We start from the raw sequence: 15,054 nt of genomic DNA, 5'->3' as shown, positions 1-15,054 counted from the left end.
AACTTTACGCGCGATAAATTTGAAAATGCAATACACAGATCGGTTTTCAGTGATTATCGTGGCTTCGGCGCTGATGTGTATGCCTTCACAAAGGTCGCACATGTATCGGCCGGCATGGCCTTTGCAATCAAAAACCCCTGTACTTCCGTGCAGTCCCGGTCCGCCAGCCAATCCAGCTGGTCTTTTGTTTCCACCCCTTCGGACACCACCTTGGCCCCGATCTGTTGTCCCAATGTCAGGATTAACTGGACAATAGGTCCAGCGGAAGGAAGCTGTGCCACAAAAGACCGGTCGATCTTGAGGCAATGCAGCGGAAATTCGGAAATATAGGACAGGTTTGAATAGCCTGTTCCAAAGTCGTCAATCGCGATGCGGTAGCCCATGTCGACAATCCGCCGCAGCTTTGCAGCGATGTGCACCGGATCCCCGATCAGCACATTTTCGGTGACCTCAAGTTCGATCTGTCCTTTGGGGAAACCCGGCAGCTGCGCGAGATCATCCAGACATCGCAGAAAGTCGTCATCCGCAAACTGGCGCGGGGACACGTTGAGGGACAGATCAAGGGCCAAATCCTGTTGGTGCCATTCAATCGCCTGTGCGCAGCCCATCTCAAGCACCAACCGTCCCAGTTCATCAATAAGGCCGGTTTCCTCACACACAGGAATGAAGTCATCGGGGTTGATCACCCCGTCCGTTGGATGTTCCCACCGGACAAGGCCCTCAACGCCTGTTATGCGCCCCGTGCTCAGATCAAGCCGTGGCTGATAATGCAGGGTAAATTCACGGTTCACGACGGCCTGTTTCAGGGCGACCTCCAGCCGTTCCCGCTCATCCACCGCCTGCCCCATATCGACATCAAAAACAGTAACCTGATCGCGGCCCGACTTTTTTGAGTGGTAAAGCGCGATATCTGCTTCCCTCAGGACCTTGGCAAAATGGTCGGACCCGCTGCGGACATGGGACATTCCGCCAGAAATCGTGGCATCCAGTCGGGTTTCCCCATGAAGAATGGGCGCCCCGATCGCCTGTCTGACACGTTCAATCCGGTTCAGGGCTGTGGCCGGATCGTGGGGGCCGGGCAGGACGATGACAAATTCATCCCCGCCCAGTCGGGCCAGCAGATCACCGGCATCAAGGGCCGCGCGGGTGCGCACTGCGATCTTGCGCAACACGGTATCGCCCGCAGCATGCCCGTAGCGGTCGTTGATCAATTTGAACCGGTCAACATCAAAGACGATGACAGTTGATCCGGCCGCGGCATTTGTTTCTTCCAGCCAGTCAAGATGGTTTTGCAGATATGACCGATTGTGCAGGTTGGTCAGCTGATCGCGATTTGCAAGATGGCGGGCTGTGTCGCGCGCCTCCTTCAACTCACTCACGTCGATGGCCGTCAGCAACAGGGCCGGCTGCCCGGTGGCCGCATCGCTGCAGCCTTTGACCGACAGATCAAACCACCCGCCCCCCGAATGGCTGGCAAGCCGGGTCAGACGACGCTGTTCGCCGTCCCGTTGGACAGCCTCAATGATGGCGTCGATTTCGAATTGATCTTCAAAAATATCGGAGAGGACCAGTTCGGACCCGCCGCAAAACCGTCGCGCAGCCGGATTGAGGTACAAAGACGGCCCCTCGGTGCCGAACAGCATGATCATCACATCGGTATGCAACAGCGCCTCGGCGCTGCGTAGGTTCTGGGCCGTGTCTGCGCTATCGCCCACCACCTCGCACTTCATGGCCATGCGCCCGTCGTCGAGCCGGTGACCGCGGTAAACGACCATCACGCTGCGCGGCGTTCCGTTGGGGTAGATTGTCCAAAGCTCGGTGAACCTAGCGTCAGACTGGATAAAATCCGACTGGTATTGCTGCAACCGCTGGGCGACAGTCGGCGACATATCGGCACCCATATCACGGGTTGTCAGTTCGGCCTCATTCGGGGCCATCCACAATGCGCATGCGGCTTCGTTCGCTTTCAAAACGCGGGCGTGGTCGATGTCGAAAATCCAGATCGCGGTTTCAAGACTGTAGGCCAGATCAAAGCCTTGATCGTATGGCTGCCCCTGCTTTGTCTCGGGCGGCATCTTTGACCTAGTTCGCGCCAGTTTCATCGACAATATCTCAATCCCGGGTTGTGGTCCGTGCGCGCTCTGGTGATGCGCTACGCAGTCCAGCCCACCACAAAAATCCGCCCGTTACAATTAGAGGTCTGCCAAGCCATGCAGACGGTTTATCCAATTCTCTTTGGACCAAAGTCGTAAATCAGGCGTTACTTCCCTGCATAAAGGATGCGCAGTCCTGATTAAAAGTTAACCCAAACAAACAAATGCGGCCATTCGACACCTCGACCGGCCACTCAACCTTAAGCTTAATAGTTTCTTAACTTTGCGACGACCTAAATTAAAGTGAAATTATCCTGGGTGGAATCAAACAATGAATGACGCACAACGTGTGAACGGCCCCGATGTGGCCTTTTCTCAACCGATTGCGCAGCAAATCTGGGCTGCAAAATACCGTTTTTCGACGCAAGGTCGCAACCACGACCGCATGGTCGACGATACTTTTCGCCGTGTGGCCGAGGGGCTGTGCGTCAAGGAAAGCCCCCGCGACCGTACACGTGTGGAACGGGACTTTTTTGATGCCATGTCCGGTTTCAAACTCATTCCCGCAGGGCGCATTCTTGCGGGGACCGGAACGGGGCGATCTGTGACATTGTCCAACACCTTTGTCATGCGCACCCTGCCCGACAGTGTCGAAGGGATCATGGACACCCTCAAAGACGCGGCGATGACCATGAAGATGGGCGGTGGCATCGGGTTCGATTTTTCGACCCTACGGCCAGCCGGCTTCACTGTCGAAGGCCTCGACTGTCCCGCTGCAGGCCCGTTGGCCGCTATGGATATTTTTGACGCGACTTGCCGCATGTTGGTCACGGGTATGGGGCGCGGCGCGATGATGGCAACCATGCGCTGCGACCACCCCGATATCGAGGCTTTCGTCATGGCGAAGTCGGATCGCACCCGATTGCGCAACTTCAACCTGTCGGTGATGGTCAGCGATGCCTTTATGGCAGCGGTGGATAGGGACGCGTCGTGGTCGCTTGTCTGGAACGGCCAGATCGTGCGCACACTGCGTGCCCGTGATCTGTGGACGACGATCATGAAACAGACCTATGCGGCCGCCGAACCCGGTGTTCTGTTCATTGACCGCATCAACGCGGCCAACCCGATGCGCTATGCAGAGACGATCAGCGCCACCAATTCCTGTGCGGAACAGCCCCTGCCCCCCTTCGGCACCTGCCCGCTGGCCTCCATCAACATCGCGCGGCTTGTTCGCAGCCCGTTTACAGACAAAGCACGCGTTGATGTGACGGAATTGCGTGCGCTTGCGGCAACAGCGGTCCGGATGCTGGACAACGTTCTGGATGTGTCGCGGTTTCCTCTGGCGCAACAGGCGGCCATGGCGAAACGCCAACGCCGGATCGGCATTGGCGTGACTGGCGTGGCGGATGCCATTGCGATGTTGGGGGCCCGATACGGCTCCCCCAAAGCGCGGTTCTTGATCAGCAGCTGGATGCAGACAATTCAGAACGCTGCCTACGCGGCCTCGGCAGAACTTGCGGCCAGTCGCGGCACCTTTGCCGATTATGATGCCAACCACCACCTGAAGGGTGATGCGATCACCTCGCTCGATCCCGAAGTTCGCGCGCTGGTCGGAAAACACGGATTGCGCAATGCGACCCTGACCAGCATCGCGCCCACGGGCACGATTTCGATGTTTGCGGGAAATGTCTCATCCGGGATCGAACCCATATTTTCAACCGCGTTTACGCGCACCGTCACAGGACCGGACGGCCACAAGCGCGACGAGAGGGTTATGGATTACGCAGCTTTGGTTTTCAGACAGATGTTCGGTGCCGATGTGCCGCTGCCGGACAGTCTGGTCACAGTGGCCGATCTGGCCCCCGAAGATCACATTGCAATGCAGGCCGCGGCGCAAAAGTGGGTGGACAGCGGGATATCGAAGACCGTGAATTGCCCGGAAGATATCCCGTTCGAGACTTTCCAATCCATCTACCGCACGGCCTATGACGCAGGATGTAAAGGCTGCACCACCTACCGGCCCAACGCGGTAACCGGTTCGGTGCTGAGCGTCTGATGCGGTTTGCGTCCTTCTTTCGCAGGCCCGCCATGTTGCCCGCACAGCCCCCCGCACCCGCGCCTGCATTCGGGCAGGTGCCGTGGCATCCGACCCACCGGCACAAGAAAGGCGGCCGTTACCGGCTGTTGGGCTATGGCGTGCTGGAGGCGGACAGATCCCGTGTGGCGATCTATGATGATGCACAGGGCACCGTCTGGGTGCGCGACGCGGCGGAGTTCGAGGATGGCAGGTTCACTTCGGTTGACTTGATCGACCGGACCGGAGCCGATTAAATAGGCGGGCGCGACGGGGAACACGTCGCGCCCGCTCGGCTGCAGAATGTGCGGGAGTCTATTCTGCAGCCACGCCCGCGGTCTCGTCTGCGGAGGAATTTTCGTAGACAAGGGTGCGGGTGGGGAACGGGATATTGATGTCAGCGGCATCCAGCGCTTCTTTGACCTTGCGCTTCATGTCGGCCTGATACTGGAAGTAGACATCGGATTTGCACCAGACACGGACCAGAAAGTCGACGCTGCTGCCGCCGAGATTGTTGACCTGAATGAATGGTGCGGGGTCGGACATGGACCTGTCGTCGGCCATGATTGTGTTGATGATTGTCTGTTCCGCCTTCGCAAGGTTCACGCCATAGCCCACGCCGAATTCCCATTCGGCACGGCGGGTGTCATAAACGGAATAGTTATAAATCGTATTGCCCCAAACCTCGGAATTGGGGACGACGATCTTGACGTTCCCGATGCTGGCAATCTCGGTGTAGTTGAGCGTGACATCCTGAACTGTGCCCATCACGTCATTCACCTGCACAAAGTCACCGATTTTGAGGGGGCGAAAGAAAATGATCATGACACCGGCGGCGACATTCGACAGGGTGCCCTGCAACGCCAGACCAATGGCCAGACCAGCGGCACCGATCACCGCGACAATAGATGTGGTCTGGATGCCGAAGGTGTTGAGAACGAAAAGCGCGGCAAATCCAAGAATGATATAGCGTGCGATGTTGCCCAGAAAGGTGAACAACGTGTCATCAAGGTTCTTGTGCTTCTTGCCCAGACTGCGGATGCGGCGCGACACAAAGCCTGCGACGATGAACCCGAGGACAAGAATGGCCGCAGCACCGGCCAGAGCACCCAGCAGCGACATGATTGCTTCGAGCGTCAAAAGGTCGGACAGGGCCTGACCGTTCAAAATTTCAGCGTTAAAGAGGTTTCCGAACCATCCCGAAACATCACCGGCTATGTTTTCGAGGTTTTCCATGGCGGACCGTTCACAATCAAATTCCGCGTCAAACGCACCGCCTGCGCAATTGGTTCCCACATTTTTCAAATAAAATGCAACCAATCGTCGGATGGGGCGTTGTCTGTTGTATTTATAAGGAAATCACCAATGGCGCACCCCGAAGATATGTCACAATCGGCGGTGAACATTGAAGATGAGGTTGAAGAAAGTTCGGTTGAAAATGCAGCCAAGCTTGCCCCCAAACTGATCTATGAAATCATCCGCCGTGATGGCGAAGAGGAACTGTCGCGGACCACGCGGTCATTGATCTGGTCGGGCATCGCAGCAGGCATCATGATCAGTTTCTCGGTCGTGGGAGAAGCGATATTCAGGACCTATCTGCCCGACACCCCATCGCGATATCTGGTCGAAAACCTGGGCTATTCCTTGGGCTTTCTCATCGTCATCCTCAGCCGGATGCAGCTGTTTACCGAAAACACCATCACTACGGTCCTGCCTGTCATTCACGGGCCGACCCTTCACCGTCTGGGACGGCTGGGTCGGGTCTGGGCGCTGGTGTTGGGGGCAAACCTGATCGGGGCCTTTCTGGTCGCGCTGCTGTACGTTTACACCCCGGCCTTGCCCGCTGAACTGGCGCCCGCGATGACCGACCTGTCGCGCCACGCCATGGGCTTCACCCCGACAGAGGCATTTTTTCGCGCGGTGCCTGCGGGGGTGTTGATTGCTGCGATTGTGTGGATGCTGCCTCAGGCGGAAACAGTCGCATTCTTCGTCATCATCGTGTTCACCTGGCTGATTGCTGCGGGGGATTTCACCCACATCGTCGCCGGTTCAGTCGAAATGGCCTATCTGCTTGTGCAGGGTGAACTGTCGCTTGCCACCGCGCTGGGGTCATTCTTCATTCCGGTCCTTGCAGGCAATGTCGTCGGCGGAACAGCCATCTTCTCCATCATGGCCTACGGACAGGTGAAAGACGACATGACACTTGGGTCCAAGAAATAAGACCGTGGAACCCCCCGCCCTTGGCGTTCGTTTAGGTGTCAATCAAACACGCAAGGAGGCCAAACATGGCGGAGTTTAGCGAAGGCGATAAAGTCGAATGGGATTGGGGCAACGGCACCGGCACCGGTGAAGTGGTCAAGAAATACACCCAGAAAATCACGCTGAAAATCAAGGGGTCCGAAGTCACGCGCGATGCGTCCGAGGATGAACCCGCTTACAAAATCGAACAGGACGACGGAGACGAGGTCCTTAAATCGGGCAGTGAGCTGTCAGCGGCCTGAATGGTTTGGGGGGCGGACCCGTGCGTTCGCCCCTCTACAGACTTTATAGAAACGGGCGGGTTTCCAACGGGGCATGTTCCGTCTGGGCTGCATCCGCCAGGTCCCGCAAATTGTTGACCTGCAACTTGCCATCCCCCCACGATGCCAGCTGACGTGACCTGAGTTTCGCCAGTGTCTTGTTGGTATGAACCAGCGACAATCCCAATGCATCCGCAAGATCCTGCTGACGGAAAGGCAACGGCATCTGCGCCGCATTCACCAGCCCAAGCGCTTCCCCCCTTTGAAAAAGTTTGTAAAGCGCCCATGCCACGGCCTCATACGCGGTGCGCTGACCAATCGTCGCAAGGCTGTCACCCAGAAAATGTTCTTCCACCGCAGCCATCCATGTGATGTCAAAGGCGCGCTGTGGGTTCGACTTGAAGAAATTGAAGAATTCGGACCGGTCAAAGACACATAGCGTCATTGCAGTCGTGGCCTCGACCGAATGGTGCATCTCGCCGACGATACCGGCTTGTAGGCCGATGAAATCGCCGGGGAATATAAAATTGATTACCTGTCTCTCGCCATTCGGCAATGTCGTATAACGTAGCCCCATGCCCCGCAGCGCGGTATACAGCTGTGGCGCGTTCGACCCTTCCATCATCACCGGCGTCCCGGGATCAACCCGCAGTTCGCCGGATTTGTACTTCTGGGTCAATTTTCTTTGATCCTCCGGCACATGCTCAAACAAGGGGCTTTTGTGCAATGGGCACGTCTCGCACTTTGTCGACACGGCGGATCCTTTCTTAACGGGTCTATGTCACAGTTTAATGCCTCAGGCTGCGAAGGGTTCCATAAAGGTGGTGGGAACATCTTAAGGATACAGGCGAGTCGCCGTGATTATTGTCATCGTGGAACGTGATCCAATCGTGCGCATCGATATGGAAGAGACGTTGAAAGCTGCGTTCGAAGGGGCGACGGTGTCGTCTGTGTCGACCGCTGACGAGATTGACGATATCTCCGCCGACATTCTGATTACAGACAGCCCGCTTCAGCGCCAGAACCTGGCAACGTGGCTCGCCCAAGGGGCGCAAATCATCAGCACCGGAGCCCAAGACCAGAATGCCGGCGGCAGCCGGATCGACGGCGTTGTTCAACTGTCCCGTCCGTTCTCAAGCGAAATGCTGTTGCAGATGGTCGAACAGGTTTCAAATCACGCGTAAGGGAACTCTGAACGTCCAAAAGACGTTGCGACTGTGAACCATTATCACAGGAGCCTACCATGACCGACGCATTGAAAGTTGTTCCCGAAACCAATCCGGTGAAATCCGGCGTCCGCGATGTCAAACCTATTGCAGACGGATTGTCCGATGTGCTGGCCGACACGTACCGGTTGCTGTTCAAAACCCACACGTATCACTGGAACGTCGAAGGCCCGTTGTTCTATTCCATCCATAATCTGACGGAAACCCAGTACGAAAACATGTTCAAAGCCGCCGACGAACTGGCCGAACGCATTCGTGCCCTTGGACAATTCGCGCCGTATACGATGGCGGACATTCTGGGGCGGTCTGTTGTTCAGGACGAAGACGCCCTGCCCAGTGCCGGGGACATGTGTGAAATTCTCGCGGCCGACCATGAACGTGCGGCCCATCGTCTTCATGCGCTGGTGGAACTGTCCGGCGATCACAAGGACCCCGTCACCGAAGATCTGGCCACCGAACGCAGCGCTTTCCACGAACAGGCCGCATGGATGCTTCGCGCGATCGCAAAAACCTGAGGGGCCAAAGACAGCCCCTGAACGATCAAAGCCCCGCCGGATTGGCGGGGCTTTTTCGTTGGGTGGGAAAAATCAGTTCGAAAGGGTTTCGGTCGAGGAAAAGAACATCGCCTGACTGACCGCCGACCTGACCTGATTTTCCGAATACGGTTTGGAGATCAGGAAGGCAGGTTCTTTACGCTCCCCCGTCAGCAACCGTTCGGGGAAGGCCGTGATGAAGATGACAGGAATGCCTCCGTGATCCACCAGAATGTCATTCACCGCATCAATGCCGGACGAATTGTCCGCAAGCTGGATGTCGCTGAGGATCAGATCCGGCTTGTCAGCCTTGGCCAGCGCCGTCGCCTCGTCGCGTGTGCGCGCAATTCCGGTGACGCGGTGTCCCATGTCGGCCACCACCGTTTCAAGGTCCATCGCGATAATGGCTTCGTCTTCGATGATCATGACACTGCCGGAAATGGCATCTTCCATTTCGGTTCGGGCCAAGCCGACCAGATGATCCGCCTCCGATCCGTCAATTTGCATGATTTCGGCCACCTCGGAGAGGTTAAAGTCCTCAATCGTGGACAGCAGCAACGCCTCGCGTGTGTTTTCGGTCAGACGTGACAGGTGACGTTGCGCCTGTGCGCGCAGCCCCGTCTCGTTGTCGCCGATCGGCGCGCCCGAACTTTTCCACAATGTGTGGAACACCTTGAACAGACCGACCTTGATGCTGCTCGCATCGATTGCCATCTGACGGTCAAGCAACAGCGCCTCAAGGGCGGCGGCTGCGTATTTGTCACCGGTTGACTGATCGCCGGTCAATGCACGCCCATACCGACGCAGGTATGGCAGTGCTGAACTGACAGCCGATGTGAAGTCTTCCGCGTTTGTCATTTTTGTAGTTCCCTGCATATTTTATGGAACCAAACGCGCAACCGGGTGTTTGGTTCCCCACAAGATGAATTTTTTCGACCGATTTAGAGGTTAAGCGAACAAATGGCGCAAGGCGGCGGTGATCCCAAGAACAATGATGATCCGATCAACGCGAACCTCAAGAGGGTTTACGACGATATGTTAAGTCAGGATGTTCCAGACCGGTTCAAGGACCTTCTCGAACAGTTGAAATCACAGGATAATTCCTCAGGAAATTCGGATACAGGTGACACAACATGAGTGCGACAGACCCGCGGGATGAGTTGGTGGATCACCTGCCAGCCATGCGTGCCTTCGCCATGTCGCTGACCCGCAACTCCGCCACCGCTGATGATATGGTGCAAGATACCCTGGTGAAGGCCTGGACCAAGATTGATATGTTTGAACCCGGCACAAACCTGCGTGCATGGTTGTTCACCATTCTGCGCAACACCTATTATTCGAACCGCCGCAAGGCCAAACGCGAAGTGGCTGATGTGGACGGCATATTTACCGAAAGTCTGTCCCAGAAACCCGATCACGACGGGCGTCTGCAAATGGCCGATTTCCAGAGGGAATTTGCAAAGCTCCCTGACGAACAACGTGAAGCCCTGATTTTGGTGGGTGCATCCGGTTTTGCCTATGACGAGGCCGCGCAGATGTGCGGCGTGGCTGTGGGCACGATCAAAAGCCGCGTCAATCGGGGCCGCGCCAAGCTGGCCGAACTGATGCATCTGTCATCTGACGATGCGATGGAACTTACAGACAGTGCCACAATGGCGGTTGTCGCAGCACGGGCGAATGGCGCCCTGAGATGACTGAAAAGGTCGTCCTGCACAGGCGGCTGACGGCCCGTATCCTGTTGTTCCTGACGCTTGCCTTGGTGCCGTTGGGCATTATTGGCGTGATCCAGAACCAGCGTCTGAATGTGGAAATCCGCGAACGGGCAGATTTGACCCTGCTTGCCTTGACAGAACAGGCCGCATCCGGTGAACGCCGCGCGATCCAGCGCACCTTTGGCGCGGCGCAGACCTTGGCCGGAACCATTAATTATCTGCTGGAAGACCCGGACAGATGTTCTGACGCTCTCAACCATCAGGCCAACACCGACGGAAAATTTGCCTTCATCGGCTTCATTGACACTGCAGGCATCAGCACCTGCTCGACCGCCGATGGTCCGGTGGATTTTTCCGATATGCCAGATTTCGACCGCATGGTGGCGGAACCCGAACAACGGCTGACGCTCAACATGAATGGCCGGGTCAGCGGCGAAAGCGTTTTGATTTTCGCGCAGCCACACTGGAACGGGGCGGACCTGCAAGGCTTTGTCACCGTGTCGATGCCGCTGTCGGACGTGGTGTCGGAACCGGACTTCTACAGCGAGGCGGAGCCGATCACCCTTATCACCTTCAATACGACAGGTGATTTGTTGACCTCCGAAAGTGACCGGCAATTGGCTGAGGCCTTGTTGCCAGCAGGAATGCCCCTGTCCGAACTGGCAACGGGATACGCACGCACCTTCGACGCCCCCACCCGGACAGGGGAGCGGCTGTCCTATTCCGTGGTGCCCATCATCCCCGACGTCGCTTATGCGCTGGGGCTTTGGAATTCGGGCGGGACCATAACGGGGGCAGAAGTCTCCCCGTTTTTGAGCACCCTTTTGCCCTTCATCATGTGGGTTGCGAGCCTGTTTGTTGCATGGTTCGTCATTGACCGGTTTGTCGTGGACCGGATCAAGGATTTGAACAGTGCGATGAGCGACTTTGCCGAACACCGAACCCTGTCCACCCCTGCCCACAGCAATCTTTCGGTCGAACTTGAAGGGCTTGATGTCACATTCCGGTCCATGGCCGAGAAAATTGTCCGCGACGAGGCGACCCTCGAAGACCAGCTTCGTGAAAAGTCGATCCTTCTGAAAGAAGTCCATCATCGGGTGAAAAACAACCTGCAGATCATTTCTTCCATTATGAACATGCAGATCCGCAAAGCGACAGAAGACGAAACCCGGTTGTCGCTGTCTCAGGTGCAGGACCGCATTCTGGGCCTGTCGCAAGTGCATCAGGCCCTGTACCAGACCGAAACACTGACCGAGATTGATGCAGCCGACCTTGTCCAGCATCTGGTTGATCAAAGCCGCGTTCTGGTCGAGGCCACCGACCGCAGCATCGACATCGACCTTGATCTGGACCGGATCGTCATTTTCCCCGATCAGGCCGTCCCCCTTACGATGCTGGTGTCCGAATGTCTGAGCAATGCGGTCAAATACATCGGAGGCGACCCCCTCAGTATCGCGGTTCATTTGAAATCGGTGGACAGTCGCACGGTCGCCCTGACAATCGAGAACAGCAAAGGGAACGAAGATGACCGTCCAGCTGTCGCCGGCCACATTGCAGGACTGGGCCGGCAGCTGATCCGCGCGTTTGTGGCCCAGTTGAACGGCACCCTCGCCGTCAGCGAACCACCCGGTCGATATACCATCGCTGTGACGTTCAGCATCGAAGCCCCCAATTCCAAACCACGTGACTTCTGACGGCTGTGTCTGATCAGACCCCAGACCGGCCAGACGCGGACCCTCAGGATTATGTGGAGCATGTGGTCAACGATCTTGCGGCTCTGTCCGATCAAGAGGCTTTGACGGTTCGCGACCTCACCCGCGAATTTGGCACGGCGTCGTTCGCCACCCTGATCCTCGTCATCAGTGTGCTGCTGGTCTCGCCTCTCAGCGGTGTCCCCTTCTTTTCAAGCCTGTGCGGCCTCACCATTGCGCTGATTGCCACGCAGGCCGCATGGGGCCGCGATATGATCTGGCTGCCCAAGCGTCTGTTGAACACCGAATTCAGCCTGTCACGCCTTGGTCGCGGACTTCACCGGTTGCGCCGCTTCGCCCGTTGGCTGGACGGGCGCACATCGAACCGCCTGACCGGCCTTGTGTCGCAGCCCCTGTCGCGGGGTGTCTACGCTCTGTGTGCTTTGGCCGCGGCGGGCCTGCCTTTTATGGAATTGGTTCCGCTGTCGTCCAGCCTGATCGGCCTTGCCATTGCGCTGGTCTCTGTCGGGCTGTTGGCCAAGGACGGATTGCTGGCCCTGATCGGCTTGGTCATCATACCCCTCGTTTACCTGATCCCGATTTACGCGGTCTCGACGCTTTTGGCAGCATCTTAGGGCGCGCCTTTTATTCCGGCCTTTGCGCGGTGATGCTGCCGATCGCTGAGCTCCCAGTTAACATATGTTTATCCGAAGACAGCGGAACCCCATCCTTGCGGGGTGCGTTCATTTTCGACACACAATTATTCCTATCGGGGGCTTTATGGCACAATCTCAGACGACCAACGGCAAGGGCGCAAGCGTCGACACTGAAGATCTTGCCCAGCAAATTGAAACACTGAAAACCGACCTCAAGGATCTGACCGGCGTGATCGCCGGCGTGGGGCAAACCAAAGTCGCCGAAGTACGCGGCGCGGCAGAGGACACTCTGAGGTCCGCACGCGATGCAGGTGTCGAAAAGGTTGAACACGTGCGCGCGCAAGCGGAACAGATGGGAGACGATGCCCGCCAGTTCGTCCAATGCAAACCCGCGACCGCCATTGGCGTGGCCGTCGGCATGGGGTTCTTGATCGGGCTTCTGGGGCGGGGCCGCTGACCGCAAACCACTGACCGAGCGGACCGTTTTCAATCACACATTCAACCAAAGGCATCCGTCACGGGTGCCTTTGTCGTTTTTGAAGGCAGGGTAGGACACGACGAACAAGAAACGCCCCGTCACATAAGACGGGGCGCTCCTGTTCGGGGTGATGAGTAGTTCCCTAGCTTGCGTCGTTCCCGTCATCATTCCGGTCACGACGTTGCGGGTCGGTTGGCTGATCCTTCCCGCGCAGTTTTTTGTTGGCTGACATGTAGACCACCAAAAGAGTGATCACGAGCAACCCGATCAAGCCAGCGATAAACACATCCGTTGTCATGGCGGTCTCCTTCGCTTGATACATCAGGTCAACGACACCTGCGGCTGGAAGTTCCACAGAACCGCTGGGCCGTTCGGTCGCAGTCAGTTATTTCACGTCAGATGGTTAAGACCGGTCTGCGCCATGGCCGAGGACAGCTCTGCGCTCAGGACGTCCCAAAGGGCCGCCAGCCCCTGTTCACCCGCAGCCGCGATGGCAAATTGCAGGGATCGTCCGAAGAATGTGAAATCAGCGCCTGCATTCAGCGCCTTCAACACGTCCTCGCCGGACCGCAACCCGCTATCGTAAAACAGCGGAAAATCAGGGCCGACCGCTTCGCGGATCAGGGGCAGCATCGTGATCGGGGCGGGCGCGCTTTGCAATTGGCGCGATCCGTGGCTGGACACCTGCACCGCATCCACACCAGCCGCCTTCAGCGCCACGGCATCCTCAACGTTCAACACACCTTTGACGACCAGCTTGCCGGTCCACAGATCGCGCAGCCGCGCCAAGGTATCCCAGTCCGCGCGCGCGCGGCTTTCGGTGCGGTCGAAGTCATAGCCGTCCATCTCAAAATTCGCCATCTGCGGCTTGCCTGCGGCCAGTTGCGCCAGCGACCAGCGCGGGTGCAGGGCGAAGTCCACGAATTGTCGCGGCCCGATGCTGAACGGCATCTTGAACCCGTGGCGCAATTCACGCGGGCGGCGTCCGACCTCTGGCACATCAACGGTCAGGACCAGCGTGCCGTAGCCCGCAGCCTTAGCACGTTGGACCAGCTTGAACGTCCCCTGCCCGTCCCCCGAATAATAAAGCTGAAACCAGGCGTGCCCATCTGCCACCTCGATAATCTTTTCCATCGGTGTTGAGGCGACGGTGCTGACCCCGTGGGGCACGCGGTACTTGGCCGCCAGTCGCGCCAACATCAGATCAGCCCCCGGCGCTGACAGATTGCACATGCCCATGGGCGCGATGCCGAAGGGCCGGTCTGCCTGTGCGCCGAACAGATCCACGGCCATGGACCGCTGCGACACATCTCGCAGCACGCGCGGGGCCAGCGTCAGCGCATCAAGGGCCGCGCGGTTTCGCGCGGCCCCTGTTTCATTTCCTGCCGCCCCGTCGATGTAATCAAACACCATCCAAGGCAGCCGCCGTTTGGCAAGGCGCCGCGCATCGTCCGCCGAATGGATATGCGCGGCCGCCCCCATTTAGCTGGCAATCGCTTTCATGAAGCGGTCCTTGATGATGACCGGATCCATGGTGATCACCGGCATCTTGGCATTGCCGCTGTCACATTTGACGACCATGACGGTGCCCTTGCCGCTGTCTATCGCCTCTTGCAGGGCCTTGCCGGTGTCCACGTCCTGCACTTCAACGACGTTGTCACAGCCCGCCGCACGGGCCATGCCCGCCAGATCGGTTTTGCGGCCCGTATAGGTCGGCTGATCCCCGGTGGACCCGTAAGACCCGTTGTCGATAATCATCAGGATGAAGTTGTCGGGGCAGTTGTTGCCGATCGTGGGCAAGGTGCCGAGGTTCGTCAGAACAGACCCGTCCCCGTCGATGGAGATGACAGTTTTGTCCTGCGCCAGCGCCACGCCCAGTCCGATGGAGCTTGCCAGGCCCATGGTCCCCAGCATGTAGAAATTGCTGGGCTGGTCCATGATGGCATGCAGTTCCTGTGACGGGATGCCGATGTTGCAGACAATCAGCTTGTCTTTGAGGATCGGTGCGATCTCTTTAAGAATTTCAGAACGGATCATTGGTCGCCATAGCCTCCCCAGAAGTTGGCGTCGGT

General features: G+C 57.6%; 18 protein-coding genes. 11 read left to right on the top strand and 7 right to left on the bottom strand.

The window, feature by feature from the left end; translation table 11 throughout:
* Nucleotides 1-53 precede the first annotated feature (53 nt).
* Nucleotides 54-2,075 (bottom strand): putative bifunctional diguanylate cyclase/phosphodiesterase, encoded by a 2,022-nt coding sequence (locus tag QZ653_RS11115; RefSeq protein WP_296420151.1) that lies wholly within the window; start codon nucleotides 2,073-2,075, stop codon nucleotides 54-56.
* Nucleotides 2,076-2,424: 349 nt separating this feature from the next.
* Between QZ653_RS11115 and QZ653_RS11110 the strand changes: the two genes are divergently transcribed.
* Together QZ653_RS11110 and QZ653_RS11105 are read left to right on the top strand one after the other, a co-directional pair.
* Entirely contained in the window at nucleotides 2,425-4,149 is a 1,725-nt protein-coding gene (locus QZ653_RS11110) for an adenosylcobalamin-dependent ribonucleoside-diphosphate reductase (RefSeq protein WP_296420150.1), read from the top strand.
* Nucleotides 4,149-4,424, top strand: a complete 276-nt coding sequence (locus QZ653_RS11105) for a hypothetical protein (RefSeq protein ID WP_296420149.1) — start codon at nucleotides 4,149-4,151, stop codon at nucleotides 4,422-4,424. Before QZ653_RS11110 ends, QZ653_RS11105 begins: the two co-directional genes overlap by 1 nt.
* Nucleotides 4,425-4,482: 58 nt before the next feature.
* Here QZ653_RS11105 and QZ653_RS11100 read toward each other — a convergent pair whose 3' ends face one another.
* Nucleotides 4,483-5,403: a mechanosensitive ion channel family protein gene (locus tag QZ653_RS11100; RefSeq protein ID WP_296420177.1), complete on the bottom strand. Its 921-nt coding sequence runs from the start codon at nucleotides 5,401-5,403 to the stop codon at nucleotides 4,483-4,485.
* Between the two features lie 129 nt (nucleotides 5,404-5,532).
* On the opposite strand from QZ653_RS11100, the gene QZ653_RS11095 reads away from it, so the two are divergent.
* A complete protein-coding gene (locus QZ653_RS11095; protein ID WP_296420148.1) occupies nucleotides 5,533-6,387 on the top strand; it encodes a formate/nitrite transporter family protein in 855 nt (284 codons plus the stop codon).
* 65 nt (nucleotides 6,388-6,452) lie between these two features.
* Entirely contained in the window at nucleotides 6,453-6,668 is a 216-nt protein-coding gene (locus tag QZ653_RS11090) for a DUF2945 domain-containing protein (protein ID WP_296420147.1), read from the top strand.
* Between the two features lie 43 nt (nucleotides 6,669-6,711).
* Here the strand turns inward: QZ653_RS11090 and QZ653_RS11085 are convergent, their stop codons facing one another.
* Nucleotides 6,712-7,440 carry a Crp/Fnr family transcriptional regulator gene (locus tag QZ653_RS11085; RefSeq protein ID WP_296420146.1) on the bottom strand — a complete coding sequence of 243 codons (729 nt, stop codon included), beginning with the start codon at nucleotides 7,438-7,440 and terminating at the stop codon, nucleotides 6,712-6,714.
* A gap of 103 nt (nucleotides 7,441-7,543) precedes the next feature.
* Here QZ653_RS11085 and QZ653_RS11080 point away from each other — a divergent pair, with 103 nt between their 5' ends.
* The gene (locus QZ653_RS11080) at nucleotides 7,544-7,870 is read left to right on the top strand and encodes a hypothetical protein (protein WP_296420145.1); all 327 of its coding nucleotides are present in this window, start codon (nucleotides 7,544-7,546) and stop codon (nucleotides 7,868-7,870) included.
* A 59-nt stretch (nucleotides 7,871-7,929) separates the two neighbouring features.
* Nucleotides 7,930-8,427, top strand: a complete 498-nt coding sequence (locus QZ653_RS11075; protein ID WP_296420144.1) for a Dps family protein — start codon at nucleotides 7,930-7,932, stop codon at nucleotides 8,425-8,427.
* A gap of 72 nt (nucleotides 8,428-8,499) precedes the next feature.
* Here QZ653_RS11075 and QZ653_RS11070 read toward each other — a convergent pair whose 3' ends face one another.
* Nucleotides 8,500-9,303: a response regulator gene (locus QZ653_RS11070; RefSeq protein WP_296420143.1), complete on the bottom strand. Its 804-nt coding sequence runs from the start codon at nucleotides 9,301-9,303 to the stop codon at nucleotides 8,500-8,502.
* Nucleotides 9,304-9,405: 102 nt separating this feature from the next.
* Between QZ653_RS11070 and QZ653_RS11065 the strand changes: the two genes are divergently transcribed.
* The 5 genes from QZ653_RS11065 (at nucleotide 9,406) to QZ653_RS11045 (ending at nucleotide 12,961) form a co-directional block, all read left to right on the top strand.
* The gene (locus QZ653_RS11065) at nucleotides 9,406-9,582 is read left to right on the top strand and encodes a NepR family anti-sigma factor (RefSeq protein WP_296420142.1); all 177 of its coding nucleotides are present in this window, start codon (nucleotides 9,406-9,408) and stop codon (nucleotides 9,580-9,582) included.
* Nucleotides 9,579-10,139 (top strand): RNA polymerase sigma factor, encoded by a 561-nt coding sequence (locus QZ653_RS11060; protein WP_296420141.1) that lies wholly within the window; start codon nucleotides 9,579-9,581, stop codon nucleotides 10,137-10,139. The genes QZ653_RS11065 and QZ653_RS11060 overlap by 4 nt, the downstream gene beginning before the upstream one ends.
* Entirely contained in the window at nucleotides 10,136-11,851 is a 1,716-nt protein-coding gene (locus tag QZ653_RS11055; protein ID WP_296420140.1) for a sensor histidine kinase, read from the top strand. The genes QZ653_RS11060 and QZ653_RS11055 overlap by 4 nt, the downstream gene beginning before the upstream one ends.
* 5 nt (nucleotides 11,852-11,856) lie before the next feature.
* Complete coding sequence (locus QZ653_RS11050; protein ID WP_296420139.1) at nucleotides 11,857-12,483, top strand: exopolysaccharide biosynthesis protein; 627 nt, start codon at nucleotides 11,857-11,859, stop codon at nucleotides 12,481-12,483.
* 145 nt (nucleotides 12,484-12,628) lie between these two features.
* A complete protein-coding gene (locus QZ653_RS11045) occupies nucleotides 12,629-12,961 on the top strand; it encodes a DUF883 family protein (protein WP_296420138.1) in 333 nt (110 codons plus the stop codon).
* 163 nt (nucleotides 12,962-13,124) lie between these two features.
* Here QZ653_RS11045 and QZ653_RS11040 read toward each other — a convergent pair whose 3' ends face one another.
* The 3 genes from QZ653_RS11040 to comE all read right to left on the bottom strand — a co-directional run bounded on the left by QZ653_RS11040 (nucleotide 13,125) and on the right by comE (nucleotide 15,019).
* Nucleotides 13,125-13,280: a hypothetical protein gene (locus QZ653_RS11040; RefSeq protein WP_296420137.1), complete on the bottom strand. Its 156-nt coding sequence runs from the start codon at nucleotides 13,278-13,280 to the stop codon at nucleotides 13,125-13,127.
* Nucleotides 13,281-13,372: 92 nt separating this feature from the next.
* Entirely contained in the window at nucleotides 13,373-14,464 is a 1,092-nt protein-coding gene (locus QZ653_RS11035) for an alpha-hydroxy acid oxidase (protein ID WP_296420136.1), read from the bottom strand.
* A complete protein-coding gene (comE, locus tag QZ653_RS11030) occupies nucleotides 14,465-15,019 on the bottom strand; it encodes a sulfopyruvate decarboxylase subunit beta (RefSeq protein WP_296420135.1) in 555 nt (184 codons plus the stop codon).
* Between the last annotated feature and the right edge of the window lie 35 nt (nucleotides 15,020-15,054).

This window comes from Pseudooctadecabacter sp., from assembly GCF_020627745.1.
GTDB lineage: Bacteria > Pseudomonadota > Alphaproteobacteria > Rhodobacterales > Rhodobacteraceae > Octadecabacter.
This window is presented reverse-complemented; position numbering and strand designations above follow the sequence as displayed.